Source organism: Leifsonia sp. YAF41 (assembly GCF_052113185.1).
Taxonomy (GTDB): Bacteria; Actinomycetota; Actinomycetes; order Actinomycetales; family Microbacteriaceae; genus Cryobacterium.
This window is the reverse complement of sequence record NZ_JBFRCS010000004.1, coordinates 22,681-47,137: the sequence shown is the minus strand read 5'-3', so window position 1 is coordinate 47,137 and position 24,457 is coordinate 22,681. Positions and strand designations below refer to the sequence as shown.

22 protein-coding genes are annotated in these 24,457 nt (G+C 66.3%); 19 read left to right on the top strand and 3 right to left on the bottom strand.

Features of this window, described 5'->3' with window-relative positions; all coding sequences use genetic code 11:
* The 9 genes from pgsA (at position 1) to dapF (ending at position 7,595) form a co-directional block, all read left to right on the top strand.
* Positions 1-597, top strand: coding sequence for a CDP-diacylglycerol--glycerol-3-phosphate 3-phosphatidyltransferase (gene pgsA, locus AB4Y63_RS05140; protein ID WP_441789966.1), 597 nt, complete (start codon positions 1-3; stop codon positions 595-597).
* Positions 590-1,207, top strand: coding sequence for a CinA family protein (locus AB4Y63_RS05135; RefSeq protein WP_441789965.1), 618 nt, complete (start codon positions 590-592; stop codon positions 1,205-1,207). Before pgsA ends, AB4Y63_RS05135 begins: the two co-directional genes overlap by 8 nt.
* A gap of 146 nt (positions 1,208-1,353) precedes the next feature.
* On the top strand, positions 1,354-1,662 hold the full coding sequence (locus AB4Y63_RS05130) for a helix-turn-helix domain-containing protein (RefSeq protein ID WP_345069144.1): 309 nt from the start codon (positions 1,354-1,356) through the stop codon (positions 1,660-1,662).
* 15 nt (positions 1,663-1,677) lie between these two features.
* Entirely contained in the window at positions 1,678-1,902 is a 225-nt protein-coding gene (locus AB4Y63_RS05125) for a DUF3046 domain-containing protein (RefSeq protein ID WP_441789964.1), read from the top strand.
* 309 nt (positions 1,903-2,211) lie between these two features.
* On the top strand, positions 2,212-3,327 hold the full coding sequence (gene recA / locus AB4Y63_RS05120; protein WP_345069140.1) for a recombinase RecA: 1,116 nt from the start codon (positions 2,212-2,214) through the stop codon (positions 3,325-3,327).
* A 51-nt stretch (positions 3,328-3,378) separates the two neighbouring features.
* Positions 3,379-4,143, top strand: a complete 765-nt coding sequence (locus AB4Y63_RS05115) for a regulatory protein RecX (protein ID WP_441789963.1) — start codon at positions 3,379-3,381, stop codon at positions 4,141-4,143.
* A 22-nt stretch (positions 4,144-4,165) separates the two neighbouring features.
* Positions 4,166-5,770 carry a tRNA (N6-isopentenyl adenosine(37)-C2)-methylthiotransferase MiaB gene (gene miaB, locus AB4Y63_RS05110; RefSeq protein WP_441789962.1) on the top strand — a complete coding sequence of 535 codons (1,605 nt, stop codon included), beginning with the start codon at positions 4,166-4,168 and terminating at the stop codon, positions 5,768-5,770.
* 4 nt (positions 5,771-5,774) lie between these two features.
* Positions 5,775-6,704, top strand: a complete 930-nt coding sequence (miaA, locus tag AB4Y63_RS05105) for a tRNA (adenosine(37)-N6)-dimethylallyltransferase MiaA (RefSeq protein ID WP_441790126.1) — start codon at positions 5,775-5,777, stop codon at positions 6,702-6,704.
* A gap of 9 nt (positions 6,705-6,713) precedes the next feature.
* On the top strand, positions 6,714-7,595 hold the full coding sequence (dapF, locus tag AB4Y63_RS05100) for a diaminopimelate epimerase (RefSeq protein WP_441789961.1): 882 nt from the start codon (positions 6,714-6,716) through the stop codon (positions 7,593-7,595).
* 246 nt (positions 7,596-7,841) lie between these two features.
* Here the strand turns inward: dapF and AB4Y63_RS05095 are convergent, their stop codons facing one another.
* Entirely contained in the window at positions 7,842-7,976 is a 135-nt protein-coding gene (locus tag AB4Y63_RS05095; RefSeq protein ID WP_441789960.1) for a hypothetical protein, read from the bottom strand.
* A gap of 213 nt (positions 7,977-8,189) precedes the next feature.
* On the bottom strand, positions 8,190-8,801 hold the full coding sequence (locus AB4Y63_RS05090) for a class I SAM-dependent methyltransferase (RefSeq protein ID WP_441789959.1): 612 nt from the start codon (positions 8,799-8,801) through the stop codon (positions 8,190-8,192).
* 41 nt (positions 8,802-8,842) lie between these two features.
* Here AB4Y63_RS05090 and hflX point away from each other — a divergent pair, with 41 nt between their 5' ends.
* From hflX to metE, 3 genes are all read left to right on the top strand, one after another.
* Entirely contained in the window at positions 8,843-10,369 is a 1,527-nt protein-coding gene (hflX, locus tag AB4Y63_RS05085) for a GTPase HflX (RefSeq protein ID WP_441789958.1), read from the top strand.
* A gap of 424 nt (positions 10,370-10,793) precedes the next feature.
* Positions 10,794-11,804 carry a methylenetetrahydrofolate reductase gene (locus AB4Y63_RS05080; protein ID WP_441789957.1) on the top strand — a complete coding sequence of 337 codons (1,011 nt, stop codon included), beginning with the start codon at positions 10,794-10,796 and terminating at the stop codon, positions 11,802-11,804.
* Entirely contained in the window at positions 11,801-14,131 is a 2,331-nt protein-coding gene (metE, locus tag AB4Y63_RS05075) for a 5-methyltetrahydropteroyltriglutamate--homocysteine S-methyltransferase (protein WP_441789956.1), read from the top strand. The genes AB4Y63_RS05080 and metE overlap by 4 nt, the downstream gene beginning before the upstream one ends.
* An 81-nt stretch (positions 14,132-14,212) precedes the next feature.
* Here metE and lexA read toward each other — a convergent pair whose 3' ends face one another.
* Entirely contained in the window at positions 14,213-14,917 is a 705-nt protein-coding gene (lexA, locus tag AB4Y63_RS05070; RefSeq protein ID WP_441789955.1) for a transcriptional repressor LexA, read from the bottom strand.
* Positions 14,918-15,230: 313 nt separating this feature from the next.
* On the opposite strand from lexA, the gene AB4Y63_RS05065 reads away from it, so the two are divergent.
* The 7 genes from AB4Y63_RS05065 (at position 15,231) to AB4Y63_RS05035 (ending at position 24,440) form a co-directional block, all read left to right on the top strand.
* Positions 15,231-15,584 carry a LysM peptidoglycan-binding domain-containing protein gene (locus AB4Y63_RS05065; RefSeq protein WP_441789954.1) on the top strand — a complete coding sequence of 118 codons (354 nt, stop codon included), beginning with the start codon at positions 15,231-15,233 and terminating at the stop codon, positions 15,582-15,584.
* A gap of 106 nt (positions 15,585-15,690) precedes the next feature.
* Entirely contained in the window at positions 15,691-16,785 is a 1,095-nt protein-coding gene (locus AB4Y63_RS05060; protein WP_441789953.1) for a histidinol-phosphate transaminase, read from the top strand.
* Between the two features lie 9 nt (positions 16,786-16,794).
* Positions 16,795-17,418 carry an imidazoleglycerol-phosphate dehydratase HisB gene (gene hisB, locus AB4Y63_RS05055; protein WP_441789952.1) on the top strand — a complete coding sequence of 208 codons (624 nt, stop codon included), beginning with the start codon at positions 16,795-16,797 and terminating at the stop codon, positions 17,416-17,418.
* Positions 17,415-18,050, top strand: a complete 636-nt coding sequence (gene hisH / locus AB4Y63_RS05050; protein ID WP_441789951.1) for an imidazole glycerol phosphate synthase subunit HisH — start codon at positions 17,415-17,417, stop codon at positions 18,048-18,050. The genes hisB and hisH overlap by 4 nt, the downstream gene beginning before the upstream one ends.
* A gap of 129 nt (positions 18,051-18,179) precedes the next feature.
* Positions 18,180-18,926, top strand: a complete 747-nt coding sequence (priA, locus tag AB4Y63_RS05045; RefSeq protein ID WP_441789950.1) for a bifunctional 1-(5-phosphoribosyl)-5-((5-phosphoribosylamino)methylideneamino)imidazole-4-carboxamide isomerase/phosphoribosylanthranilate isomerase PriA — start codon at positions 18,180-18,182, stop codon at positions 18,924-18,926.
* A complete protein-coding gene (locus AB4Y63_RS05040) occupies positions 18,910-19,704 on the top strand; it encodes an SseB family protein (protein WP_441789949.1) in 795 nt (264 codons plus the stop codon). Before priA ends, AB4Y63_RS05040 begins: the two co-directional genes overlap by 17 nt.
* An 80-nt stretch (positions 19,705-19,784) precedes the next feature.
* Positions 19,785-24,440 (top strand): ATP-dependent helicase, encoded by a 4,656-nt coding sequence (locus AB4Y63_RS05035; protein ID WP_441789948.1) that lies wholly within the window; start codon positions 19,785-19,787, stop codon positions 24,438-24,440.
* Positions 24,441-24,457 lie beyond the last annotated feature (17 nt).

Here is a 24,457-nt window from a genome sequence, read left to right as displayed (position 1 = left end):
ATGGCTTCTCCCAACGTCCCGGCTGCGGTTCCCAGCAACTGGAACCTGCCCAACCTCATCACGGTTGTTCGCATTCTGCTCGCCCCACTGTTCATGTGGATGCTGCTGGCCGACAACGGCGAAGACGGCCCCCTGCGCTGGTGGGCGGCCGGCCTCTTCATCGTGGCGATCGCCACCGACGGCATCGACGGTGCCATCGCCCGGCGCCAGGGACTGGTCACCGATCTCGGCAAGCTGCTTGACCCGATCGCCGACAAGGTGCTCACCGGCGGAGCATTGGTCTGCCTCTCCATCCTCGGCGAGCTGTGGTGGTGGGTCACCATCGTCATCCTGGTGCGCGAAGTCGGCATCACGGTGTTCCGCTTCGTCATGCTCCGCGACCGGGTCATCCCAGCCTCCCGCGGCGGCAAGCTCAAGACCCTCCTGCAGGCGGTCGCCATCTCGCTCTACCTGCTACCGCTCTGGCTCGTCTTCGGCGAGTGGGTGCACTACCTCAACGCCGTCGTGATGGCTGCTGCCCTGGTCGTCACCGTCGTCACCGGCATCGACTACCTGCTGGCCGCCCGGCGCGAGAACCGGTCACGACGCGATGCCTAAGCACTCGGGGGGGAGCGCGGGCCCCGCTGCGCCGCGTGGCCTCGACGCGACGTCGGGAGGTGTGATAGCGGGTGACGCCACTGCGGCTGGTACGGCAACGGCTGGCGCGACTGCCGTTGACGAGACGGCGGAGCTGATTGCAAGCCTCACCGCCCGACACCTCACCATCGGTGTCGCCGAGTCCCTGACCGGCGGACTCCTGACGGCCGAACTCATCCGCATCCCTGGCGCCTCCGTCGTGGTCAACGGCGGAATCGTGGCCTACAACACCGAACTCAAACGCACCCTGCTCGGTGTCGACGGCGGCTTGCTCGCCGTGCACGGAGCGGTGCATGCGGATGTCGCCATTCAGATGGCGGTCGGCGTGCGCACCGCGGTCGCCATCGGCGGAGTCCGCGCCAATATCGGCGTGTCCACCACCGGTGTCGCCGGGCCTGATCCCCAAGACGGGCAGACGCCGGGAACCGTGTTCATCGGTGTCTCCTCGGATAACGGATCGCTCGCTATCCCGGTGCAACTTGCCGGGGACAGGACTACGATTCGAGCAGAAACAGTGACCGCGGCAATCGAAGCTGTGCGTCAGCTGATAGCCCCAGAAGGGCTGGAATAGTTCCCGTAATGTCCCGGTTACAGACAGCACATTCACAAACAAAGCCCAGTCATCGTGAGTAGTGTCATAGTGTCGGATGTACGTAGTAATGTTGAACATCCGCCACATGAACCTCCGTGTTTGAGTGGCAAGAGAAGGAGGTTCCGATGATTCTTGTTCGTCAGGAAATCGGCGATGTGCTCAGGGACTTCCGCCTGCAAAAAGGTCGTACCCTGCGTCAGGTCGCGAGTAAAGCAAGTGTGGCCCTTGGCTACTTGAGCGAGGTCGAACGCGGTCAGAAAGAAGCCTCTTCGGAGATTCTGGCCTCAGTTGCAGATGCGCTCGACACCCCCATCTCGGTCATCATGCGTGAGGTTGGCGACCGTCTGGCCGTAATCGAGGGAATCGACAGGTTTCCCGACACCGTGCCCGACGAGTTGGTTGCTCACTTCGATGCCGGCATGATGGTGCGCTAGGCACCCGCCCGCACAATGCGTTTGAGCGAATTTCGCCGTGCCGTCAGCGATGAATTCGGTGACGGCTACGGGCGCGTAGTCACGAATGATCTGGTCTTGACCCCGCTCGGGGGGCGTACGGCAGAACAAGCCCTCTCCGGCGGCGTTCCCGCACGCGATGTGTGGTTGGCGCTCTGCGCCGAAACGGATGTCCCCGAGAGCCGTTGGTACGGCGTCGGGCGTCCGGTCGTCGCGAAATAGACGCGCAGTGTTCGCGTTCGCCGGTCTGCCCCACGGGCAGGGATTCGAGCGTGTCCAGTTTTCCGCTCCGACACGCCGGGCTGCTCTCGAATACGTGTTCGGGTTTTGATAGGCTCCTCAACAGCAGCTATCGGTGGCGAACCGTCCACGGTGTGCGGGGCTTTCTGACCAATGTCAGAGGCTCGGCGTACTGTCGATTTTGTCAACGACAGACTGCACTTGCCTTGTCGAGACAGTGATGTGGGGCCCTCCCCGCTCACAGATCCGACAGCCTATAGGCGACCGACGCACGACAATAAGGAGCCCGACATGCCCTCAGCAGCAGACCGCGAAAAAGCACTTGAAACTGCACTCGCCCAGATCGACCGCCAGTTCGGCAAGGGCTCAGTCATGCGCCTCGGCAGCGATGAGCGAGCGCCCGTTGAGACGATCTCAACCGGATCGATCGCATTGGATGTCGCGCTCGGCATTGGCGGGCTGCCGCGTGGCCGCATCGTCGAGATCTACGGCCCGGAATCGTCGGGTAAGACCACGCTCACCCTGCACGCCATTGCCAACGCACAGAAGAACGGCGGCATCGCGGCCTTCATCGATGCCGAGCACGCGCTCGACCCCGAATACGCCAAGAAGCTCGGCGTCGACATCGACGCGCTTCTCGTCTCCCAGCCCGACACGGGTGAGCAGGCGCTTGAGATCGCCGACATGCTCGTGCGAAGCGGCTCGATCGACCTGATCGTGATCGACTCCGTCGCCGCCCTCGTGCCCCGCGCTGAAATCGAAGGCGAGATGGGTGACACCCACGTCGGCCTCCAGGCCCGACTGATGTCACAGGCACTCCGCAAGCTGACCGGTGGCCTGAGCCAGACCAACACCACGATGATCTTCATCAACCAGCTGCGCGAGAAGATCGGTGTGTTCTTCGGAAGCCCCGAGACCACGGCCGGCGGTAAGGCACTCAAGTTCTACGCCTCCGTACGCCTCGACATCCGTCGCATCGAAACGCTGAAAGACGGCACCGAAGCAGTCGGTAACCGCACCCGCGTCAAGGTCGTCAAGAACAAGATGGCTCCGCCCTTCAAGCAGGCCGAGTTCGACATCATCTACGGCATCGGAATCTCCCGCGAGGGCAGCCTGATCGACTTCGGCGTCGAGCACCTGATCGTCAAGAAGTCGGGCGCCTGGTACACCTACGAGGGCGACCAGCTGGGTCAGGGTAAAGAGAACTCCCGCAACTTCCTGCTCAAGAACCCGGACATCGCCAACGAGATCGAGACCAAGATCTTGACCAAGCTCGGCATCGGCCCGGAAGGCATCGCAGCGAAGGCCGCCGCGGCGAAGGAAGCAGCCGCCGCTGCAGCAGCGGCCAAGGCTGCCGGCGCTCCTGAGGCCGCACCGGCCAAGGCGCCGGCGCGCAAGAGCGCGTAGCGCGCGTCGCAACCGCGCAACAACGCAGTACCGAGAAGGAAGGTCACGGGCATGGTTCATTTCGAACCCGCAGATGACACGGCAAAGAAAACCACTCTGGCGCCCGTGACCTACCTCCCCGGCGTGTTTCCCGGTGAGGCTCCGGTACGCACCCCGCGCGCGACACCGGGTTGGCACGTTGAGCCGGGCTCGGCCGCCGCGAACGATGCGGATGGCGTCGATGCCGAGCCGGCTTTCGACGACTCCTCTGATGATGGTCGCGAGGAGATCGACGATGATGTGCTCGACGATGAAGCTGCCGTCGAGGAGATTGACCCGGCTGAAGTGCGCGAGCAGGCGGAGCACCTCCTACTTCGAAAACTGCGCAGCCGCTCCCTCTCGGTGAAGGAAGCCGGCGCTGTTTTGGCCGGCACCGACATCGACGCGGGGGAGTCGGAGGAGATCATCGAACGGTTCCGTGAACTGCATTACATCGATGAAGACCGGCTCGCCGACCAGATCGTGCACAGCCACCACGAGCGCAAAGGCCTCGGTCGATCCGGCGTCGAAGCCGAAATGCGTCGCCGCGGGATCGATCCGATGCTGATCCTCACCAAGCTGGAGGAGCTTCCCGACGACGAAGCAGAGCGCGCCGGCGAACTCGCGATCAAACGCATCCGGCAACTTGATCGCCTTGACGATCAGACCATTGACCGTCGGCTGACCGGTTTTCTGCTGCGCAAGGGCTACAGCTCGGCGGCGGTTCGCGCGGCCGTGAAAGCGGCGATGGCCTCTCGAAGTGGCAGCGGTAAGGCCTCGGGCGTTCGGTTCAGGTAGTGAACGTAAACTAGATCACACTATGAGCAGTGAGACTTTGGCACGCCCCACCCTGATCGCCCCTTCGAGCGCGGCGGTTGACGCAGACGGCAAGGCCCGCACCTACGAGGTGCGCACCTTCGGCTGCCAGATGAACGTGCACGACTCCGAGCGCCTGACCGGGTCTCTCGAGGCCGCCGGCTACGTTTCGGCGAACGGCGAAGAAGCCGATGTCGTCGTGATCAACACCTGCGCCGTGCGTGAGAACGCCGACAACAAGCTCTACGGCAACCTCGGCTACCTCGCCTCGGTCAAGCGCCGCCACGAGGGGATGCAGATCGCCGTCGGCGGTTGCCTCGCCCAGAAAGACAAGAACGTCATCCTCGAGAAGGCCCCGTGGGTCGACGTCGTCTTCGGCACCCACAACATGGGCTCACTCCCGAGCTTGCTTGAGCGCGCCCGTCACAACGGTGAAGCTCAGCTGGAGATTCTCGACTCTCTCGAAACCTTCCCGTCGACGCTGCCGACCAAGCGAGACTCCAGCTACAGCGGATGGGTCTCCATCTCGGTCGGCTGCAACAACACCTGCACCTTCTGCATCGTTCCTGCTCTCCGCGGCAAGGAGAAAGACCGTCGCCCGGGCGAGGTTCTGGCCGAGATCCAGGCACTCGTCGACGACGGCGCGATCGAGGTCACGCTGCTCGGTCAGAACGTCAACTCCTACGGTGTCGAGTTCGGCGACCGCCTGGCCTTCGGCAAGCTGCTGCGGGCCGCCGGAAAGATTCCCGGCCTCGAACGCATCCGTTTCACCAGCCCGCACCCCGCCGCCTTCACCGATGACGTGATTGACGCGATGGCCGAGACGCCGGCCGTGATGCCGCAGCTGCACATGCCTCTGCAGTCGGGCTCCGATGCCATTCTCAAGTCGATGCGTCGCTCCTACCGCTCAACGAAGTTCCTCGGCATTCTCGAACGGGTGCGCGCCCAGATTCCGCACGCTGCGATCAGCACTGACATCATCGTGGGCTTCCCCGGCGAAACCGAAGAAGACTTCCAAGAGACGCTGCGAGTCGTCGAAGAAGCCCGCTTCGCCACGGCGTTCACGTTCCAGTACTCGATTCGCCCGGGCACACCGGCGGCAACGATGCCCGACCAGATTCCGAAAGAGGTTGTGCAGGAGCGCTACGAACGTCTCGCTGAGCTGACCAACCGCATCGCTTGGGAAGAGAACCAGGCGGTGATCGGCCGTGAGGTCGAGCTGCTCGTCGCCAACGGCGAGGGCCGCAAAGACGCCGACACACACCGCATGAGCGGCCGCGCCCCCGACAGTCGTCTGGTGCACTTCGATGTTCCGGCGGGCTCCGAGGTTCCGCGCCCGGGCGACATGGTGACCGTCGTCGTCACCGCGGCGGCCCCGTTCCACCTCATCGCCGATTCGACCGACGGCGCCCCGCTGCGGGTGCGCCGCACCATCTCCGGCGACGCCTGGGACCGCATGCAGGCCGAGTCCTGTGGCGTGCCGACGCCGTCCGACGCCTCCGGTGCTCCGCGCGCCGCCGGCCCGGTGTCGCTCGGATTCCCGTCGCTGCGCCTGCAGGGCGGCGCCACGACCATCCCGATTTACACTGTCGACGATTCCGAACGCTGAGTTGATTGTCGCGATCGTCGGTCCCACGGGAACCGGCAAGTCCGAACTGTCGCTCGACCTCGCCGAACGGCTGATCGATCGTGGTCAGCCGGCCGAGATCGTCAACGCCGACGCCATGCAGCTCTATCGGGGCATGGATGTCGGCACTGCGAAGCTCTCGGTTGACGAACGCCGTGGCATCCCGCATCACCTTCTCGACGTGCTCGAGGTCACCGATGAGGCGACCGTCGCGAACTACCAGCGGGATGCCCGGAGCGCGATCGATGAGATCCGCGCGCGCGGCGCCGTGCCGATTCTCGTCGGTGGTTCCGGTCTCTACGTGTCGTCGGTCGTCTTCGACTTCAAATTTCCGGGCACCGACCCCGAACTGCGCGCGCGGCTGGAGGCCGAGCTGTTGACCGACGGCCCCGGCTTGCTGTATGCGCGGCTCAAGGAGATCGACCCGGTTGCCGCCTCTCGGATCGGTTCCAGCAATGGGCGCCGTCTGGTGCGTGCACTTGAGGTGATTGCGATTACCGGTGAGCCGCACTCGGCGGCGTTGCCCGACGAACCCGTCTATTGGCGTCCGACCTGCACGCTCGGGCTCACGGCCGAGCGCGCCGAACTGACGCCGCGTCTCGACGAGCGGGTGTTGCGCATGTGGGAGAGCGGGCTTCTCGGTGAAGTCGAGCAGCTGATCCCCGCCGGCCTGGAACGCGGGGTCACGGCCAGCCGAGCAATCGGCTACGCCCAGGCGCTCGGGCAGCTGCACGGCACGCTGACCGAAGCGGAAGCGATTGAGCAGACCCAACAGCTCACCCGCCGCTATGCACGCCGCCAGGTGAGCTGGTTCAAACGCGGTGTCGACACCCGGTGGATCGCGTCGACGGCCACCGACCGCGTCGAGCAAGCGCTACAGCTCGTTGATCAGAGCCGGGTCACGGCAGCCACCTAAACTGGATCAATGGGTACTGATCTGCACTTCACCAAAGGCCAAGGAACCGGCAACGACTTCGTGCTGTTCGCCGATCCGGAGGGTGAGAACGAGCTCAGCCCCGAACAGATTCGTGCCGTCTGCGACCGCAAGTTCGGTGTCGGTGGCGATGGTCTGATCCGTGCCGTGAAGTCGAACCGGCTCGACGCCGGGGCGGCCGCACTGGCTGAAGACAGCGCCGCCGAGTGGTTCATGGACTACTGGAACGCCGACGGAACCATTTCCGAGATGTGCGGCAACGGCATCCGTGTCTACGCTCGTTTCCTGATCGACCAGGGTCTCGTCGCCCTGGAACCAGGCGACACCCTCGCCGTCGGCACCCGCGCCGGCGTGCGTGACGTGCAGCGCAACCGCACGGGCTTCCAGGTCGACCTCGGGCGCTGGACGCTCGACGGCGGCGAACCGCTCGTGCGTGCCCGCAATCTCTCGGTCGCGCGGCCGGGTCTTGGCATCAATGTCGGAAACCCGCACGTGGTCGTCGCCCTCGCCGACGATGCCGAGCTCGACGCGGCAGATCTCAGCTACATTCCGCAGCTCGATCCCGAACCCGTCGCCGGCGCGAACGTGGAGTTCGTGGTTCCGGGCGACCCGCTCGTCATTGATGGTGTCGGTCACATCCGCATGCGGGTGCACGAGCGCGGCAGCGGCGAAACCCTGTCGTGCGGCACCGGCGCGGCAGCGGCAGCATTGGCCACCCGGCACTGGGCCGGTGCAGGAGCCCCGAACCAGTGGCGCGTCGAGGTGCCCGGAGGGGTGCTCGGTGTGCGGATGTTCCCGACCGAGGATGGCGAGCACGTCTCGCTCTCCGGCCCGGCGGAGCTCGTCTTCGACGGGGTGCTCGGCCTGGGCTAGCCCGCCCGATGGGCCGTGACCCTCCCGTAGGTCGAGGAGCACGCTCGGTGGTCGAGCCTGTCGAGACCGACCACTCCGATCCGATTGACGCTCGACATCCCGGTACCCAATTCAGGAGCGGAGAGGCGGGTCGCGCGAAAAACCCACCCGACCGGGCCGCGACACGCCTCCACTCCTGATTTTGGTACCGGGGCTCAACGGGTTCGGCCGGCGGGGCTGCGTCGGCTCACCGGCTGTGCGCGCTGGTCAGTCGCGCCAGAAGAACATAATCTCGAGCGTGGCTTGCGCGGCTCCCGTGAAGCGTTCAGGGAACTGAGCGAAAAGGTCACGGATGCGAGACGCAAGTGTCACGATGGGCGGGCCGGGCGGGGTGTCGGCCATGGTCGCAGTCTAGGTGGGAGCCACCTCGGCCACCGGATTCTGTGCTGTCGCGCCCGCACCAAGATTAGGAACCCGTACCAAAATTAGGAGCGGAGAGGCGTGTCGCGTGAAAAACAGGCCCGAAAGGGCCGCGACACACCTCCGCTCCTAATTTTGGTATCCGCCGCGATTGGTTCGGCGGGGTAACGCGGGTTCGGGCGGGTTCGGGCGGGACTACGCGCCCCGGCTCACCCGAAGCACACGGAAACCCTTGCTGGTGGTCGCCCGCGACACGGTGTACTCGTCGCTCAGCTCCTCGTCGAGCCAGCGGTGCAGCGAGTCGGAGCCGAGGTTCTTCTGCACGACGAGCCAGGCATCCGATCCGGGCTGCAGCCGCGGCAGCCAGGTCGTCATCAGGTTGTGCAACTCGTTCTTGCCGACCCGAATCGGTGGGTTCGACCAGATCGTGCGAAAAGTGAGATCGGCGGGAACGTCCTTCGGCAGAACCGCGGTCACGTTGGTGAGTCCGAGTGCTGCGGCGTTGCGCCGCACCAGGTCGAGGGCGCGCTCGTTGACATCGACGGCCCAGATGCGGGCGTCGGGGGAGGTCAACGCGAGGTGCAGGCTGATGGGCCCCCACCCGCATCCGATGTCAAGAAAATCGCCGTCGCTCGGGGGCGGGGGAGCGTTGTTCAGCAGAACCCGTGTGCCAGTATCGATGTGTTCCGGGCTGAAAACAGCGTTGGCCGTCGTCACCGTGTACTCACGGCCGGCGAGTTGCACAGAGATCTGCCGCAATTTGAGTTCGCTATCGGATGCAGACGAGAAATAGTGCTCTGGTGCCATAGTAGGAAACTATCGGAGTTCGAGGAACTAGGGTTAAAGCGATGACTGAATCCACTGCCCCACACGACGACGACGACGTAGTTGCGCGGGTGTTGGCCAGCGCTGACTCCCGGGCTTCCGGCTACTCGCTTTTCACCAGCGGAACCGCGCAGGCTCTGCAGGCCGACTCTGCCGACGGCGGATACGACGGTGAGCAGCTGGAGCGCGCCGACCGCAATGCGTTGCGGCGGGTTCCGGGACTCTCCACCGAGCTTGAAGACGTCACAGAGGTCGAGTATCGCCAGCTGCGTCTCGAGAACGTCATTCTGATCGGCGTCTACACGCAGGGCACGATCGACGACGCCGAGAACTCCATGCGCGAGCTCGCCGCCCTTGCAGAGACGGCCGGAGCGACAGTGCTCGACGGCCTGATGCAGCGCCGGGCGAAGCCCGATCCCAGCACCTATTTCGGTAAGGGAAAGGTGCAGGAGCTCGCCGCCATTGTGCAGGCGATGGGCGCCGACACCGTGATCGCGGACACCGAGCTGGCGCCGAGCCAGCGCCGCGCGCTCGAAGACGCGGTCAAGGTGAAGGTCATCGACCGCACCGCCGTCATCCTCGATATTTTCAGCCAGCACGCCAAGAGCCGGGAAGGCAAGGCGCAGGTCGAACTCGCCCAGCTCCAGTATCTGATGCCACGCCTCCGCGGCTGGGGTGACTCGATGTCCCGCCAGGCCGGTGGCCAGGTGGGTGGCACCGGAGCCGGCATGGGTTCCCGTGGCCCCGGTGAGACGAAGATCGAGCTCGACCGTCGTCGCATCCACACGCGCATGTCGAAGCTGCGCAAGCAGATGGTCGAGATGAAGCCGGCCCGTGAGGCCAAGCGGGCCAACCGCAAGCGCAACGCCGTGCCATCTGTTGCCATCGTCGGCTACACCAACGCCGGCAAATCGAGCCTGCTCAACCGCATCACCAATGCCGGAGTGCTGGTCGAGAATTCGCTGTTCGCGACACTGGATGCGACGGTGCGCAAATCGACGACGGCCGACGGCCGTCTGTACACGCTCACCGACACCGTCGGATTCGTGCGCAACCTGCCCCACCAGCTGGTCGAGGCGTTCCGCTCGACACTTGAAGAAGTTGCCGACTCCGACGTCATCGTGCACGTCGTCGACGGCTCGCACCCCGACCCCGCCAGCCAGCTCGCCACCGTGCGCGACGTCATCGGCGAGGTGGGGGCCCGCGAGATCCCTGAGATCGTGGTGTTCAACAAGAGCGACCTGGTCAGCGAAGACGACCGGCTGCTGCTGCGCGGCCTCGAACCGCGAGCGATCTTCGTGTCGGCCCGCAGCGGCGAAGGCATCGACGAGGTGCTCGCGGCGATCGCCGACCTCATCCCCACCCCGCAGGTCGAACTCGACCTGCTGATTCCCTACGAGCGCGGCGATCTGATCTCCGCTCTGCATCAGCACGGGCGGGTTCTCTCAACCGCATACGCCGAGACTGGAACCGAGGTCAAGGCGATGGTGAACCCCGACATCGCGCCGCAGTTTGCGGAGTTCCGGGTCGTTCCCGCCGTCACCGCCTAGCTTTCACCGGCTGACGTGGCGGTCCTCGACGGGCCGCCACGCCACAGCCGAGCGTGCACCTGAGCGCGCGTACCTGAGCACCGTCGACCCGTCCGATGCGGCCACTGCGAGGGGCTGAGTCGCCGCCGACCCGCGACGGCGGCGACCACATGAATTGTGGCGACCGCGTGAAATATTCGGTCACAGTCGCAGCGCTCGGCGCTGCATTTCTGGCCTCCCTTCGACGACCGCGTGAAACATTCGGTCACACTCATTTGGATCGGCTTTTCGGTTGTTAGAGTCGCTGCAATCGTTGCCGACCAGACCACTCTGATCGGCATGGAGCGACAGCCGAGCCCGGCACCCGCCCGCGACAAATCGCCAGCCCTGTGTTGGCGGTCCGCGGCTGCCCGGCTGCGGCAGCACCTATGCCAAATGAGGTTTCATGACTACGACGAAGGACCCAGACTGTCCTCGCCGCGTTCCGGTGTCGTTTGAGCTGTATCCGCCTCGAACGGATGCCGCAGCGACAGCACTGCACAGCACCATCGACAGGCTGGCTGCGGCCCGGCCCGAATTCATCTCGGTGACCTACGGGGCAAACGGATCGTCTCGCACCTCCTCCCTCGACGTGCTGAGCTACATCCTGCAGGCCACTGGCGTCGAACCGATGGCACACCTCACCTGTGTCGGCTCTTCGCATGCCGAAGCCAACTACCTCATCCGTGAGTTCCTCGATGCCGGCGTGCGCAGCTTTCTGGCGCTGCGTGGAGACGCTCCGGAAGGCACACCGGAGGGGGAGACGTTCCTCGGCGATTTGAAGAGCGCGGGGGAGCTCGTGCAGCTCATCCACCGCGTGCAGGCCGAGCGCGTGCCGTATCGCGAGGGAGTCATTCCCGGCCTGCCCGGCGCGCGGTCGGTCAGCTCGGAGCGGGACAAGGTGCGCGTCGCCGTCGCCGCGTTCCCGAACGGCCACCCCCGATCGCGCTCGACCTCCCAGGACATCGACACACTCCTCGCCAAGCAGGCTGCCGGAGCGAACCTCGCTATCACGCAGCTGTTCTTCCACGCCGACCACTACCTGAGCTTCATCCAGCGGGCCAAGCAGGCGGGCGTCGAGTTCCCGATCCTGCCCGGCATCATGCCGGTCACCAGCCCTGCACGCCTCACCCGCATCCTGCAGCTGTCCGGCGAAGAGCTGCCCTCCGAGCTCTCGATCCAGCTGGAGATCGAGCCGACCGAGGAAGGCCAGCGCGAGATCGGCATCAGCCATGCCGCCAATCTGGCCCAGGAGCTCCTGGCCGGCGGGGCCCCGGGCCTGCACCTGTATGCGTTCAACCAGCACCGCACCGTGCTCTCGGTGCTCGACCGGGCCGGTGCACTGCCCGCCGACTACCAACCATTCGACAGCCAATCCACCGCAGTATCTGCCCTCACAGTCAAGGAACGAGCATGACAACCACTCCCGCATTCCCGACCGGCACCATCCTCGGTTACCCACGTATCGGTCGTCGCCGCGAGCTGAAGAAGGCCGTCGAAGCCTTCTGGGCCGGCCGCATCGACGAAGCCGAACTGGAGGCCACCTCCGCCGGACTCCGCGACGCCACCCGCGCGCGCCTCGTCGCGTTGGGTCTCGGCCAGGCCGACTCGTCGATCCCCGAGTCGTTCTCGTACTACGACCAGGTGCTGGATGCCGCGGTCACCGTTGGCGCCGTCCCCTCCCGGTTTTCCGCGCTCGTCGACTCAGACGGCCGGATCGACCTGGCCGGTTACTTCACGCTGGCGCGCGGTGAGGGTGACAACCTGCCGCTCGAAATGACGAAGTGGTTCGACTCGAACTACCACTACCTCGTGCCGGAAATCGGGCCGGAGACGAACTTCGCTCTCGCCAGCGACCGAATCGTGCGGGAATTCACGGAGGCCAAGGCCGCCGGGTACCTCACCAGGCCCGTCATCGTCGGCCCGGTCACGCTCCTCGCCCTCAGCAAGCCCAGCGATGAGGCTCCGGCCGGCTTCGTGCCGCTGTCACGCCTCGACGACGTGCTGCCGGTCTACGCCACCCTGCTGCAGCGTCTCGCCGAGGTCGGTGCCGAATGGGTGCAACTCGACGAACCTGCCCTCGTCAGTGAGAGCATCGAGGTGCCGCGCGCTGAGCTTCTCGCCGCCGCCGAGCGTGCCTATTCCGTTCTCGGAACGCTTGAACCGCGCCCCGCGATCTTCCTCGCCGCGCCCTATGGCAGCCTCGACGACGCTCTGCCGGTGCTGGCCGCGTCGCCCGTCGAAGCCATCGGTCTCGACCTCGTGCGCGGATCGGTGCCGGGTGCCGTTCCCGGCTTGGCCGACAAGGTGCTCGTCGCCGGTGTGATCGACGGTCACAACATCTGGCGCGGTGACCTCGCTGCCGCCTTCGACACGGTGGGCGCCGTGGCGAAGCTCAGCCCGCGCGTGGCCGTGTCCACGTCGACGTCGCTGCTGCACGTGCCTCACGACGTGCAGGACGAATCCTCACTCGGCGACGATCTGACCAGCTGGCTCGCCTTCGCTGACCAGAAGGTGAATCAGGTGGCGACCCTGGCTCACGGCCTGACCCACGGAAAGTCGGCGATCCAGGCCGAGCTCGATGCGGCATCCGCGGCGCTGGCCGCCCGGTTGGCCGCACCGGGTGTGCGCGACGGCGCGGTACGCGCCCGCACCGCCGGTCTGACGGAGGCCGACTTCAACCGGGGTGACTACGCCGCTCGCGCGGTCGCCCAGGAGGAGGCGCTGGGCCTGCCGTTCTTGCCGACGACGACCATCGGATCCTTCCCGCAGACCGGTGAGATCCGACGCGCCCGTGCCCAGCTCGGCAAGGGAGAGCTGACGGCCGACGAGTACACCGCGCTGATGCGCGCCGAGATCGCCCGGGTCGTCGACCTGCAGCACGAACTCGGACTCGACGTTCTCGTTCACGGCGAGCCAGAGCGCAACGACATGGTGCAGTACTTCGCCGAGAACCTCGACGGGTTCGCTGTCACCGAGAACGGATGGGTGCAGTCCTACGGCAGCCGGTGCACGCGCCCGTCGATCCTCTGGGGAGACGTGTCCCGACCGAAGCCGATCACCGTCGATTGGTCGGTCTACACGCAGTCGCTGACCGAGAAGCCCGTCAAGGGGATGCTGACCGGTCCGGTCACGATCCTGGCCTGGTCCTTCGTGCGCGACGACCAGCCGCTCGGTGAGACAGCTCGCCAGGTGGCATTGGCTCTGCGCGACGAGATCGGCGACCTGGAGTCGGCGGGCATCACGATCGTTCAGGTCGATGAGCCGGCGCTGCGCGAGCTGCTTCCGCTCAAGAAGAAGGATCAGGCCGACTACCTGGACTGGTCGGTCGGGTCGTTCAAGCTGGCCACCGCCGGCGTTGCGGAGGTCACCCAGATCCACACCCACCTCTGCTACTCGGAGTTTGGCGTTGTGATCGAGGCGATTCGCAATCTCGATGCCGACGTGACGAGCATCGAAGCGGCCCGCTCGCGCATGGAGGTTGTCAGCGACATCCAGTCCAGCGGCTTCGACCACGGAATCGGCCCGGGCGTCTACGACATCCACTCGCCACGTGTGCCGAGCGTCACCGAAGTGACCGAGCTGATCGAGCGGGCCCTGGAGTCGATTCCGGGGCGTCAGGTCTGGATCAACCCGGACTGCGGGCTCAAGACCCGCGGGTATGACGAGACGATCGAATCCCTGGCCAATATCGTCGAGGCGACACAGATCGTGCGGGCTCGCGTGGAGGCGCCTGTTCGCTAGTCCTCTCGCGCGAAACTGCAATTGTCGGAGCCTGGTACGAGTTGAGGCTCCGACAATTGCTGTTTCGCGGGGAGTGCAGGGCTAGACCGACCGGAGTACCGCCACGATCTTGCCGAGGATCTCGGCGTGATCGCCCATGATCGGCTCGAAGTTGGTGTTGCGGGGGAGCAACCAGGTGTGGCCGTCACGCTGACGGAACACCTTGACGGTCGCTTCGTTGTCGAGCATGGCCGCGACGATCTCGCCGTTCTCTGCCGTCTTCTGCTGACGCACGACCACCCAGTCCCCATCGCAGATGGCGGCGTCAATCATTGACTCACCGACGACCTTGAGCATGAACAGGTCGCCCTTGCCCACGAGCTGGCGAGGAAGCGGGAAGATCTCATCGATCTGCTGGTCCGCGGTGATCGGGATGCCGGCGGCGATGCGACCGACAAGCGGAACCATCGCTGCGTCACCGATCTGCGCGTTCGACGCCGACGAATCGGCATCGCCGACCGAGTTGTCGTCGGTGGACTGCGGCAGCTCGATGAGGATTTCGAGTGCGCGCGGACGGTTGGGGTCGCGACGCAGGTAGCCGCTCAACTCCAGTTGGTTGAGCTGGTGAGTCACGCTCGAGAGCGAGGCGAGTCCAACGGCATCGCCGATCTCGCGCATGCTCGGCGGATAACCGCGGCTGCTGACCGAACGCGAGATCACGTCGAGAATTGCCAGTTGCTTCTCGCTCAGGCTCTTTCGGCGACGGGTGCCGCCGCGTTCGCGGGGGCCGCTTGTCTCTTTCGTCATGTCACTCGCTCCTCGTGCCGATGTTGTGCGTCTCAAACTGCGCCACTGCTCAAACCCCGCCGCTACTCCTGCGGCGGCGACGGCCGTTCCGTTCGAATGTCAGAGGTGTCTGGTTGTGTTCGATCCGTCAAGAAAAACTGTATCCCCGCACCCCGGGAAAACAAACACTTCTTCGAGTGTGTTGCCCGATTGTTTCGAAGAACAACCGTAAAGAGGCTTGATTCTTCGAACAATCGAATATATATTCGGAACATAGATTCGGATGCGGCGCCCTTCCCCGGGAGCCGGACCCGTACTTACCAGGAGGTTCAACATGAGCACAGCAGTCAGCACAGCAGCTCCGCACGGCTCCATTGGCACCACCCGTCTGCGTCTGACCCGACGTGGTCGCATTGTTTTCAGCACGATGGCGGCACTCCCGCTCGTTGTCGGCGCCTTCGTCGTCACCATCAACGGGGGAGCGGCAATCGCTTCCAACGGCACCGTCGGTACGGCCACGTTCGACTACGTCACCGTCTCGGCCGGTCAGTCCCTCTGGCAGCTCGCCGAGACCATCGCCCCCGAAGCGGACCCGCGCGATGTCATCGCCGACATCGTCGCCCTCAACCAGCTTGACTCGGCCTCCGTCGAGCCCGGCCAGCGCCTCGCTCTTCCGGCCACAGACTAGTCAGCACCACCCCGGCTGCGCTGCCGGACCCACCCGGCCCCTGCCCCGTGTTCTGGTGTCGGCATCTCGCCTCAGACGCCCACGGCGGCCCGGTAATATTGCTCGGGTGACCAGCCTCAATGACCTTCCCCTGCGCGACAATCTGCGCGGACTCGTTCCCTATGGCGCCCCGCAACTTCACGTTCCGGTGGCCCTCAACGTGAACGAGAACACGCATCTGATTCCCGAGGCTGTTGCTCACGACATCGTCGCCTCCCTCGCTCGCGCGATCCTGACCGTCAACCGGTACCCCGACCGCGAATTCACCGAGCTCCGCGAGAACCTCGCCGTCTACCTCGGTCACGGCCTCACCCCCGAGAACATTTGGGCGGCGAACGGCTCGAACGAAGTGATCCAGCAGGTACTGCAGGCGTTCGGCGGCCCCGGACGCAGTGTGCTGGGATTCTCGCCGACCTATTCGATGTACCAGATTCTTGCCTCCGGCACCGGCACCGACTGGATTGCCGGAGAGCGGGATGCCGACTACGAGCTGTCCCCGGAGACCGCCGTCGAGTGGGTCAGGAAGACCAACCCCTCGCTGGTCTTCCTGTGCTCACCGAACAACCCCACCGGTACGCCGCTCTCGCTGGAGACCATTGCCGCCGTCTACGACGCCACCGACGGCATCGTTCTCGTCGACGAGGCCTATGCCGAGTTCGCGGCCGACGGGGAGGCATCCGCTCTGACCCTGCTTGAGGGGCGCCCGCGCCTGCTTGTCTCCCGCACCATGAGCAAGGCGTTCGCTTTCGCCGGCGCCCGCGTCGGCTACCTGGCGGCCGACCCGGCGGTGACGGATGCGATGCGCCTGGTTCGACTGCCGTACCACCTGTCGGCGCTGACGCAGGCCGCAGCGAACGCGGCGCTCGCCCACACCCCGGAGATGCTCGCGATGGTCGACGACATCCGGGTGCAGCGGGATCGCATCGTGATTGAGCTTCAGAACCTCGGCTACGCACCGCACCGCAGCGGTAGCAACTTCGTGCTGTTCGGTGGGGTCGACGACCCGAAAGCCACGTTCCAGGCTCTCCTCGACCAGGGCGTACTGATCCGCGACATCGGCATCCCGAACCACCTGCGCGTGAGCGCGGGAACCGAAGCGGAGACGACAGCCTTCCTGAGCGCGCTGGCGGGCCTGCGTGTCGCGCCCGGCGCAGCCGAATAGGCTAGCGGTATGACTTCTTCCGCCGTGTCCACCGCCCCCCGCGTCGCGCAGATCACCCGCGCGACGAGCGAGTCGAGCATCGAGCTCAGCATCAACCTCGACGGCACGGGGGTCAGCGACATTCAGACGTCGGTTCCGTTCTACGACCACCTGCTCACGGCGTTCGCCAAGCACTCGTTGACCGACCTCACGGTGCGGGCCACCGGTGACGTCGAGATCGACGTGCACCACACCGTCGAAGACATCGGAATCGCGCTCGGCCAGGCTATCAAGCAGGCGCTCGGCGACAAGTCGGGCATCTCGCGCTATGGCGACGCCCTCGTTCCGCTCGACGAGGCGCTCGTGCAGGCCGTCGTCGACATCTCCGGTCGCCCCTACCTCGTGCACACGGGGGAGCCGGCCGGGTTCGAATTCCACCTCATCGGCGGCCACTTCACCGGTTCGATGGTGCGCCACGTCTTCGAGGCGATCAGCTACAACGCGGCGCTGACGGTGCACGTCACCGTGCTGGGCGGGCGCGACCCGCACCACATCGCCGAGGCCGAGTTCAAGGCATTCGCGCGCGCCTTCCGCCAGGCCAAGGCGCTCGACCCGCTGGTCGTGGGCATCCCGTCGACGAAGGGCGCACTGTGACCTCCGTCGTCGTCCTCGACTATGGGACCGGCAACATCCACTCGGCGGCCAAGGCACTCGAGCAGGCCGGCGCCGATGTCACCCTGACCTCCGACCGCAAGGTCGCGCTCGAGGCCGACGGCCTCGTCGTCCCCGGCGTCGGTGCCTTCAGCGCCGTGATGAAGTCGCTCAAGGATGTCTATGGCGATGAGATCATCGACCGCCGCCTCGCCGGCGGCCGGCCGGTGCTCGGCATCTGCGTGGGCATGCAGATCATGTTCGAGCACGGTGTCGAACGCGGCGTCGACACGGAAGGCCTCGGCGAATGGCCGGGCACCGTGACGCAGCTGAAGGCCCCGGTGCTTCCGCACATGGGCTGGAACACCGTCGAGGCCCCCGAAGACTCCGTGCTGTTTCGCGGTCTCGCCGACGAGCGGTTCTACTTCGTGCACTCCTACGCCGCGCAGGAGTGGACGCTTGACGTGCAGCCGCCGTTCCCGGCCCCACACCTGACCTGGGCCGACCACGGCGGCCGATTCCTGGCTGCGATCGAGAACGGTCCGCTCACCGCAACACAGTTCCACCCGGAGAAATCCGGCGAGGCGGGCATCCGCCTGCTGTCCAACTGGCTGGAGTCCCTGCGCACCTCATAGTGCGACCGGGTGGAGGCAGACCCTGCTTCATTCGGACCAGTTGTGACAGGCGCCGCCCAGTGCGCGCGAGTAGTATCGAGTGTTCATTTCGGCCGCCGATGTGCAGCCATCCCGATTGAGGAAATTCCCATGAGTGAGTTCAACACCACCCCGCGTCTCGTGCTGCTGCCCGCCGTCGATGTGGCCGGCGGAAAGGCCGTGCGGCTCACGCAGGGCGAAGCCGGCACCGAGACCAACTACGGCGACCCGGTTGACGCCGCCTCCGATTGGGCAGACCAGGGCGCCGAGTGGATTCACCTCGTCGACCTCGATGCCGCATTCGGCCGGGGCAACAACACGAGCGTGATCAAGAAGGTCATCAAGCAGGTTCGCGGCGTCAACGTCGAGCTGTCGGGCGGCATTCGCGACGACGAGTCGCTCGAAGCGGCACTCGGGACCGGCGTCAAGCGCATCAACCTCGGCACCGCGGCTCTCGAGAACCCCGAGTGGGCGGCCAGCGTGATCGCACGTTATGGCGACGCCATCGCCGTCGGCCTCGACGTGCGCGGCACCACCCTTTCGGCCCGCGGCTGGACCAAAGACGGCGGCGACATCTGGCAGGTGCTCGAACGACTCGAAGAAGCCGGTTGCGCCCGCTACGTGGTTACCGACGTCACGAAAGACGGCACCCTGCAGGGACCGAACGTCGACCTGCTGCGCCAGGTCATGGATCGCACTCACCGCCCGGTGATCGCATCCGGTGGCATCTCCAGCCTTGACGACCTGGTCGAACTGCGCCGGCTCGTGCCCCAGGGGCTCGAGGGCGCCATCATCGGCAAGGCACTCTACGCGGGTGCGTTCACGCTGCCTGAGGCGCTGGATGTCTCCGGCTCATAACCTCGGCTCCACCGGCCGCCCGGGCGGACCCGCCGACTCGGCAGGCCAGCCCTGGGCCGGCCGCGAGTTCGAACCCAACGAGCACGCCGAAGACGACGGCACGATGCCGCCGGTACTCGGCGAGGCGCTCCGGGCCTTCCGTGCGCGCGAAGTCGGTGAGGAGAACGTCATCGACGCGCTTCGAGGTTCACGTCTGCTGATCCCGCTGATCGCCGAGCTCGGTGAGGCCGGAACCAGTGAACACGGTCTGACGATTGACAAGAGTCAGGAGCTCTCGATCATCACCGTGGCAGGGCCCGACGGGCGCAATGTGATGCCCGTCTTCACCTCGGCGGCCGCGATGGCGGTCTGGAACCCCGACGCGCGCCCGGTGCCGGCGGATGCGGTGCGGGTGGCGTTGGCCGCGGCGCAGGAAGAAACAGATTTGGTGGTGCTCGACCCGATCGCTCCCACCGAGTTCGTAGTGCGTCGGCCGGCTCTCTGGGCAATCGCGCAGAGTCTGCCGTGGACGCCCAGTTATGCGAGTCGCGCGGTGGCTGCCGCTTTCGAGGAGTCGATCGCGACCGAACTCTCGGTGCTCAGCGTCACCCTCGTGGCCGGGGATCCGGATTCCCGTCTCGCCGGACCGGAACTGATCGTGCGGTTGGAGCTGATCGACGGGCTGACCCAGGCCGATCTCGACGCCGTGCTCGCCCGTCTGGCTGCGCGCTGGTCGGCCAGCGACGTCATCGCCACCGGGGTGGACTCGCTGCGGGTGCAGCTGGTCGCGTCGGTGTAGCCAGCAGCGCTGTTCCATGGGGCGGCCGGCGCGACCAAATTGCTCTAGGGATTGTCGGAGGAGTCGTTCAGGATGGTGACATGGACTCGCTCAGTGGCCGATTCTCGCCTGCGACACTGGCCTGGTTCGGCGAGGCGTTCGCGGCTCCGACCGAGGTGCAACTCGGTGCCTGGGATGCGATTTCCCGTGGCTCGCACGCCCTGGTCGTTGCCCCCACGGGGTCGGGGAAGACCCTGGCGGCATTCCTCTGGGCGATTGACCGGCTCGCCGGACAGGCCAGTGCAGCAGGACAGGCCGACGGCTCCAACTCGGCCGGCTCCGCGCGCGACGCCGATCATCCGGCAAGACCCGGCACCCGCGTGCTGTATATCTCGCCGCTCAAGGCGCTGGGCGTCGATGTTGAACGCAACCTGCGGGCACCGCTGATCGGAATCGGGCAGGCCGCACGCCGTTTGGGCGCCGAACCCCCACTTGTCACGGTTGGGCTGCGCTCTGGCGATACGCCGAGCTCAGAGCGGCGGCGGCTGATCAAGAACCCGCCAGACATCCTGATCACGACGCCGGAGTCGCTGTTCCTCATGCTCACCTCGGCGGCGCGCGACACTCTGCGCGCCGTCGACACCGTGATCGTCGACGAGATTCATGCCGTCGCCGCGACGAAGCGCGGTGCGCACCTCGCCGTGTCGCTCGAGCGCCTCGACGCATTGCTTGAGCGGCCGGCGCAGCGGATTGGTCTTTCTGCCACCGTGCGTCCCCCGAGCGAGGTCGCCCGCTTCCTGTCGGCGGCTGCGCCGGTCGAGATCGTCGCGCCGGCCAGCGGGAAGCGCTTCGACCTCTCCGTCGTTGTGCCCGTTGACGACATGAGCCAGATCATCCCGCCGGCCGAGCGAGAGGGCAGCGCTTCGGCAGCCGCTCCCCAAGCCGGTTCCATCTGGCCGCATGTTGAGGAGGCGATCGTCGACCAAATCCTGGCGCATACGTCGGCKATCGTGTTTGCGAATTCCCGGCGGCTGGCTGAGCGTCTCACCGCGCGGTTCAACGAGATCTACGCAGAACGCCAAGAGCTGGTCTCGGCCGGGGTGCCCGCGCCCGCCCTCGTGCCAGCGACTCGGTCGGCCGCGCCCCACCGCGCCCCGGCCGAGCTGATGGGGGCTGCCGGTCAGACCTTCGGTGCGGAGCCGCTTCTCGCCCGGGCCCACCACGGGTCGGTGAGCAAGGAGCAACGCGCCCAGATCGAGGATGAGCTGAAGTCCGGACGCCTCCGGTGCGTGGTGGCCACCTCCAGCCTTGAGCTCGGGATCGACATGGGCGCCGTCGACCTGGTCGTGCAGGTGGAGTCGCCCCCCTCGGTCGCCAGCGGCTTGCAGCGCGTGGGGCGGGCCGGTCACCAGGTGGGGGAGATCTCCCGCGGCATCATCTATCCGAAGCATCGGGCCGACCTCATTCATTCCGCTGTCGCAGCAGAGCGGATGACCGCGGGCATGATCGAATCGATCGCCGTCCCGACCAACCCGCTGGACATCCTCGCGCAACAAACGGTGGCGGCCTGCGCGCTCGAATCGATCGACGCCGAGGCATGGCTCGTGACGCTTCGCCGCAGTGCGCCATTCCAGACGCTGCCCCGCTCCGCCTATGAGGCCACCCTCGATCTGCTCGCCGGGCGGTATCCCTCCGACCAGTTCGCGGAGTTGCGCCCCCGCATCATCTGGGATCGCGACACGGGCACGTTGACCGGCCGCCCCGGCGCGCAACGTCTCGCCGTCACCAGCGGCGGCACAATCCCCGATCGCGGGCTGTTCGGCGTGTTCATGATCGGTGCGACCGACTCGGCAACCAGTCAGGGCCGCAGGGTGGGCGAACTCGACGAAGAGATGGTCTACGAATCGCGCGTCGGGGATGTCTTCGCGCTTGGCACGACGAGCTGGCGCATCCAGGAGATCACGCATGATCGGGTCCAGGTCGTTCCGGCCTTCGGACAGCCGGGACGATTGCCGTTCTGGAAGGGCGATGGGCTCGGCCGCCCGGTCGAGCTGGGCCAGGCCATCGGCGCGTATGTGCGGGAGCTGGCAGACGCTTCCCCTGCAGACGCGCAGGCACGGTGTGCGGCTGGCGGGCTCGACGCCCGCGCGGTCAGCAATCTGCTCGCCTTCCTCGAGGAGCAACGAGCGGCCACCGGGCATCTGCCCACCGACCGCACGCTGGTGGTCGAGCGTTTCAGGGACGAAATCGGCGACTGGCGGGTCGTGCTGCACTCTCCATTCGGCATGCAGGTGCATGCGCCGTGGGCGCTGGCTATCGGTGCGCGGGTACGCGAGCGCTTCGGCATCGACGGGAACTGCATGGCCAGCGATGACGGCATCGTGGTGCGCATCCCCGACACCGAGAACGAGCCGCCCGGCGCCGAGCTGTTCGTATTCGATCCCGATGAACTCGAACAGCTCGTGACCGATGAGGTGGGCGGCTCTGCCCTGTTCGCCTCCCGGTTCAGAGAGTGTGCCGCGCGCGCCCTGCTGTTGCCGCACTACAACCCCGGCCGTCGTTCGCCGCTCTGGCAGCAGCGCCAGAAGGCGACGCAGTTGCTGGACGTCGCCCGCGAGTACCCGACGTTCCCCATCATCTTGGAGACCGTGCGGGAATGCCTGCAAGACGTCTACGACCTCCCGGCGCTCACCGAGATCGCACGACAGATCGCCGCCCGTTCCGTGCGCCTCGTCGAAACCAGAACGGATGTCGCCAGCCCGTTTGCGAGCACCCTGCTGTTCGGATACGTGGCGGAGTTCATGTACGAAGGCGACTCACCGCTGGCCGAACGCCGGGCGACAGCACTCTCGATCGACTCCACGCTGCTGGCCGAACTCCTCGGCCGGGTTGAGTTGCGGGAGCTCCTCGACACGACGGTGACGAACGAGACGGAGCGTGAACTCCAGCGGCTCGTCCCCGATCGCAAAGCGCGCGGGCTCGAAGGCGCCATCGACCTGCTGCGCGGACTCGGGCCGCTGACGAGCGCGGAGGTCGAACAGCGGCTGGAGAATCCGGCCGAGGCCGACGAGCACCTGCATCAGCTGGTCGTCGCGAAGCGGGCGATCCAGGTGCAATTCGCCGGGAATGACTGGTGGGCCGCGATTGAGGATGCGAGCCGGCTGCGAGATGCGCTGGGCGTGCCGCTGCCACTCGGCGTCCCTGAGGCTTTCACCGAATCGGTGTCCGATCCGCTCGGCGACCTCGTCAGTCGGTATGCACGCACGCGCGGCCCGTTCACCAGCTCAGATGTCGCCCTCCGGTTCGGTCTGGGCGCTGCTGTGGCCGAGGTGGCGCTGCACCGACTCGCCGCGGCCCGCCGCGTCATTGAAGGCGAGTTCCACCCCCTGCGGAACGGTGCAGAGTGGTGTGACAGCGAGGTGTTGCGGCGGCTCCGCCGCCGTTCGCTGGCTGCGCTCCGGCGCGAGGTGGAACCTGTCGACCAGGTGGCCATCGGCCGATTCCTGCCGGGCTGGCAACACGTGGGAGGAGCGCTGCGGGGAATCGACGGGGTCGCATCCGTCATTGAGCAGCTTGAAGGCGTGCGGATCCCGGCGTCGGCGTGGGAATCCCTGGTGTTGCCCGCACGGGTGTCCGACTATTCACCGACGATGCTCGACGAGTTGACGGCCACCGGCGAAGTGTTGTGGGCCGGGGCAGGCACGCTGGCCGGCAACGACGGTTGGGTGAGCCTGCACCTGGCGGAGACCGCGCCGCTCAGTCTGTCGTTGCTGCCCGACGTGGAGACCACACCACTTCAGCGGGAGGTGCTGACCACGCTCGGCGGCGGCGGTGCCTTCTTCTTCCGCCAGCTCGCCGATGCGGTGGGCAGTCAGGACGACACCGAACTGGTCACTGCGCTCTGGGACCTCGTCTGGGCCGGGCTGGTGAACAATGACACCTTCGCCCCCATTCGCGCGCTCCTCGCGGGCGGGCATACCGCTCATCGCCCGAGCAGACCGACGCCGCGCTCACGCCTGCACCGGGGGCGAGCGCTGCCGAGGCCGACCATGCCGACCCGCACCGGCCCGCCGACGGTCGCCGGGCGCTGGTCGATCGTGCCGCTGGCCGAGCAATCGCCCACGGTCAGAGCTCATGCGCTGGGGGAGACGCTGCTCGAACGCTATGGCGTGGTGACCAGGGGCGCGGTGATGAGCGAGGGAATCACGGGTGGGTTCGCGCTCGTGTATCGCACGCTCTCCGGCTTCGAAGAACTCGGCCGCGCTCGCCGTGGATACTTCGTCGATGGACTCGGCGCCGCCCAGTTCGCCACCGGCGGGGCGGTCGACCGGCTGCGYGCGTCGCTACCCGCGCCGTCAGAGCGGGAGCGCAGGCGGCAGGCCGGGCGGCTGGAGGTGGTGGCCCTCGCCGCGACGGACCCGGCGAATCCGTATGGGGCGGCGTTGGCCTGGCCGCGGTTACCGGAGGGCACCAGCCACCGTCCCGGACGCAAGGCCGGCGCGCTCGTCGTCATCGTCGAGGGTGAGCTGGCGCTCTACATCGAACGCGGAGGCAAGTCGATTCTGTCGTTCGGTGATGACGACCAGGTCGTGTCCGCCGCCGCGGCGGCAGTGGCCCAACTGATCACCCGCCGGGGTGTGGCGCAGCTCGGCGTTGAAACGGTGAACGGCCAGTTCATCCTCGGCACGCAACTCGGATACGCGTTGCAGGCCGCTGGCTTTGGGGCGATTCCGCGCGGGCTGAAGATGAGGAGCTGACATGCCGGAGGTAACAC

Excerpts from the sequence above, each read along its gene's own strand:
- pgsA (WP_441789966.1), top strand. The coding sequence starts at position 1 with ATGGCTTCTCCCAACGTCCCGGCTGCGGTTCCCAGCAACTGGAACCTG.
- AB4Y63_RS05135 (WP_441789965.1), top strand. The coding sequence starts at position 590 with ATGCCTAAGCACTCGGGGGGGAGCGCGGGCCCCGCTGCGCCGCGTGGC.
- AB4Y63_RS05130 (WP_345069144.1), top strand. The coding sequence starts at position 1,354 with ATGATTCTTGTTCGTCAGGAAATCGGCGATGTGCTCAGGGACTTCCGC.
- AB4Y63_RS05125 (WP_441789964.1), top strand. The coding sequence starts at position 1,678 with ATGCGTTTGAGCGAATTTCGCCGTGCCGTCAGCGATGAATTCGGTGAC.
- recA (WP_345069140.1), top strand. The coding sequence starts at position 2,212 with ATGCCCTCAGCAGCAGACCGCGAAAAAGCACTTGAAACTGCACTCGCC.
- AB4Y63_RS05115 (WP_441789963.1), top strand. The coding sequence starts at position 3,379 with ATGGTTCATTTCGAACCCGCAGATGACACGGCAAAGAAAACCACTCTG.
- miaB (WP_441789962.1), top strand. The coding sequence starts at position 4,166 with ATGAGCAGTGAGACTTTGGCACGCCCCACCCTGATCGCCCCTTCGAGC.
- dapF (WP_441789961.1), top strand. The coding sequence starts at position 6,714 with ATGGGTACTGATCTGCACTTCACCAAAGGCCAAGGAACCGGCAACGAC.
- AB4Y63_RS05095 (WP_441789960.1), bottom strand. The coding sequence starts at position 7,976 with ATGGCCGACACCCCGCCCGGCCCGCCCATCGTGACACTTGCGTCTCGC.
- AB4Y63_RS05090 (WP_441789959.1), bottom strand. The coding sequence starts at position 8,801 with ATGGCACCAGAGCACTATTTCTCGTCTGCATCCGATAGCGAACTCAAA.
- hflX (WP_441789958.1), top strand. The coding sequence starts at position 8,843 with ATGACTGAATCCACTGCCCCACACGACGACGACGACGTAGTTGCGCGG.
- AB4Y63_RS05080 (WP_441789957.1), top strand. The coding sequence starts at position 10,794 with ATGACTACGACGAAGGACCCAGACTGTCCTCGCCGCGTTCCGGTGTCG.
- metE (WP_441789956.1), top strand. The coding sequence starts at position 11,801 with ATGACAACCACTCCCGCATTCCCGACCGGCACCATCCTCGGTTACCCA.
- lexA (WP_441789955.1), bottom strand. The coding sequence starts at position 14,917 with ATGACGAAAGAGACAAGCGGCCCCCGCGAACGCGGCGGCACCCGTCGC.
- AB4Y63_RS05065 (WP_441789954.1), top strand. The coding sequence starts at position 15,231 with ATGAGCACAGCAGTCAGCACAGCAGCTCCGCACGGCTCCATTGGCACC.
- hisB (WP_441789952.1), top strand. The coding sequence starts at position 16,795 with ATGACTTCTTCCGCCGTGTCCACCGCCCCCCGCGTCGCGCAGATCACC.
- priA (WP_441789950.1), top strand. The coding sequence starts at position 18,180 with ATGAGTGAGTTCAACACCACCCCGCGTCTCGTGCTGCTGCCCGCCGTC.
- AB4Y63_RS05040 (WP_441789949.1), top strand. The coding sequence starts at position 18,910 with ATGTCTCCGGCTCATAACCTCGGCTCCACCGGCCGCCCGGGCGGACCC.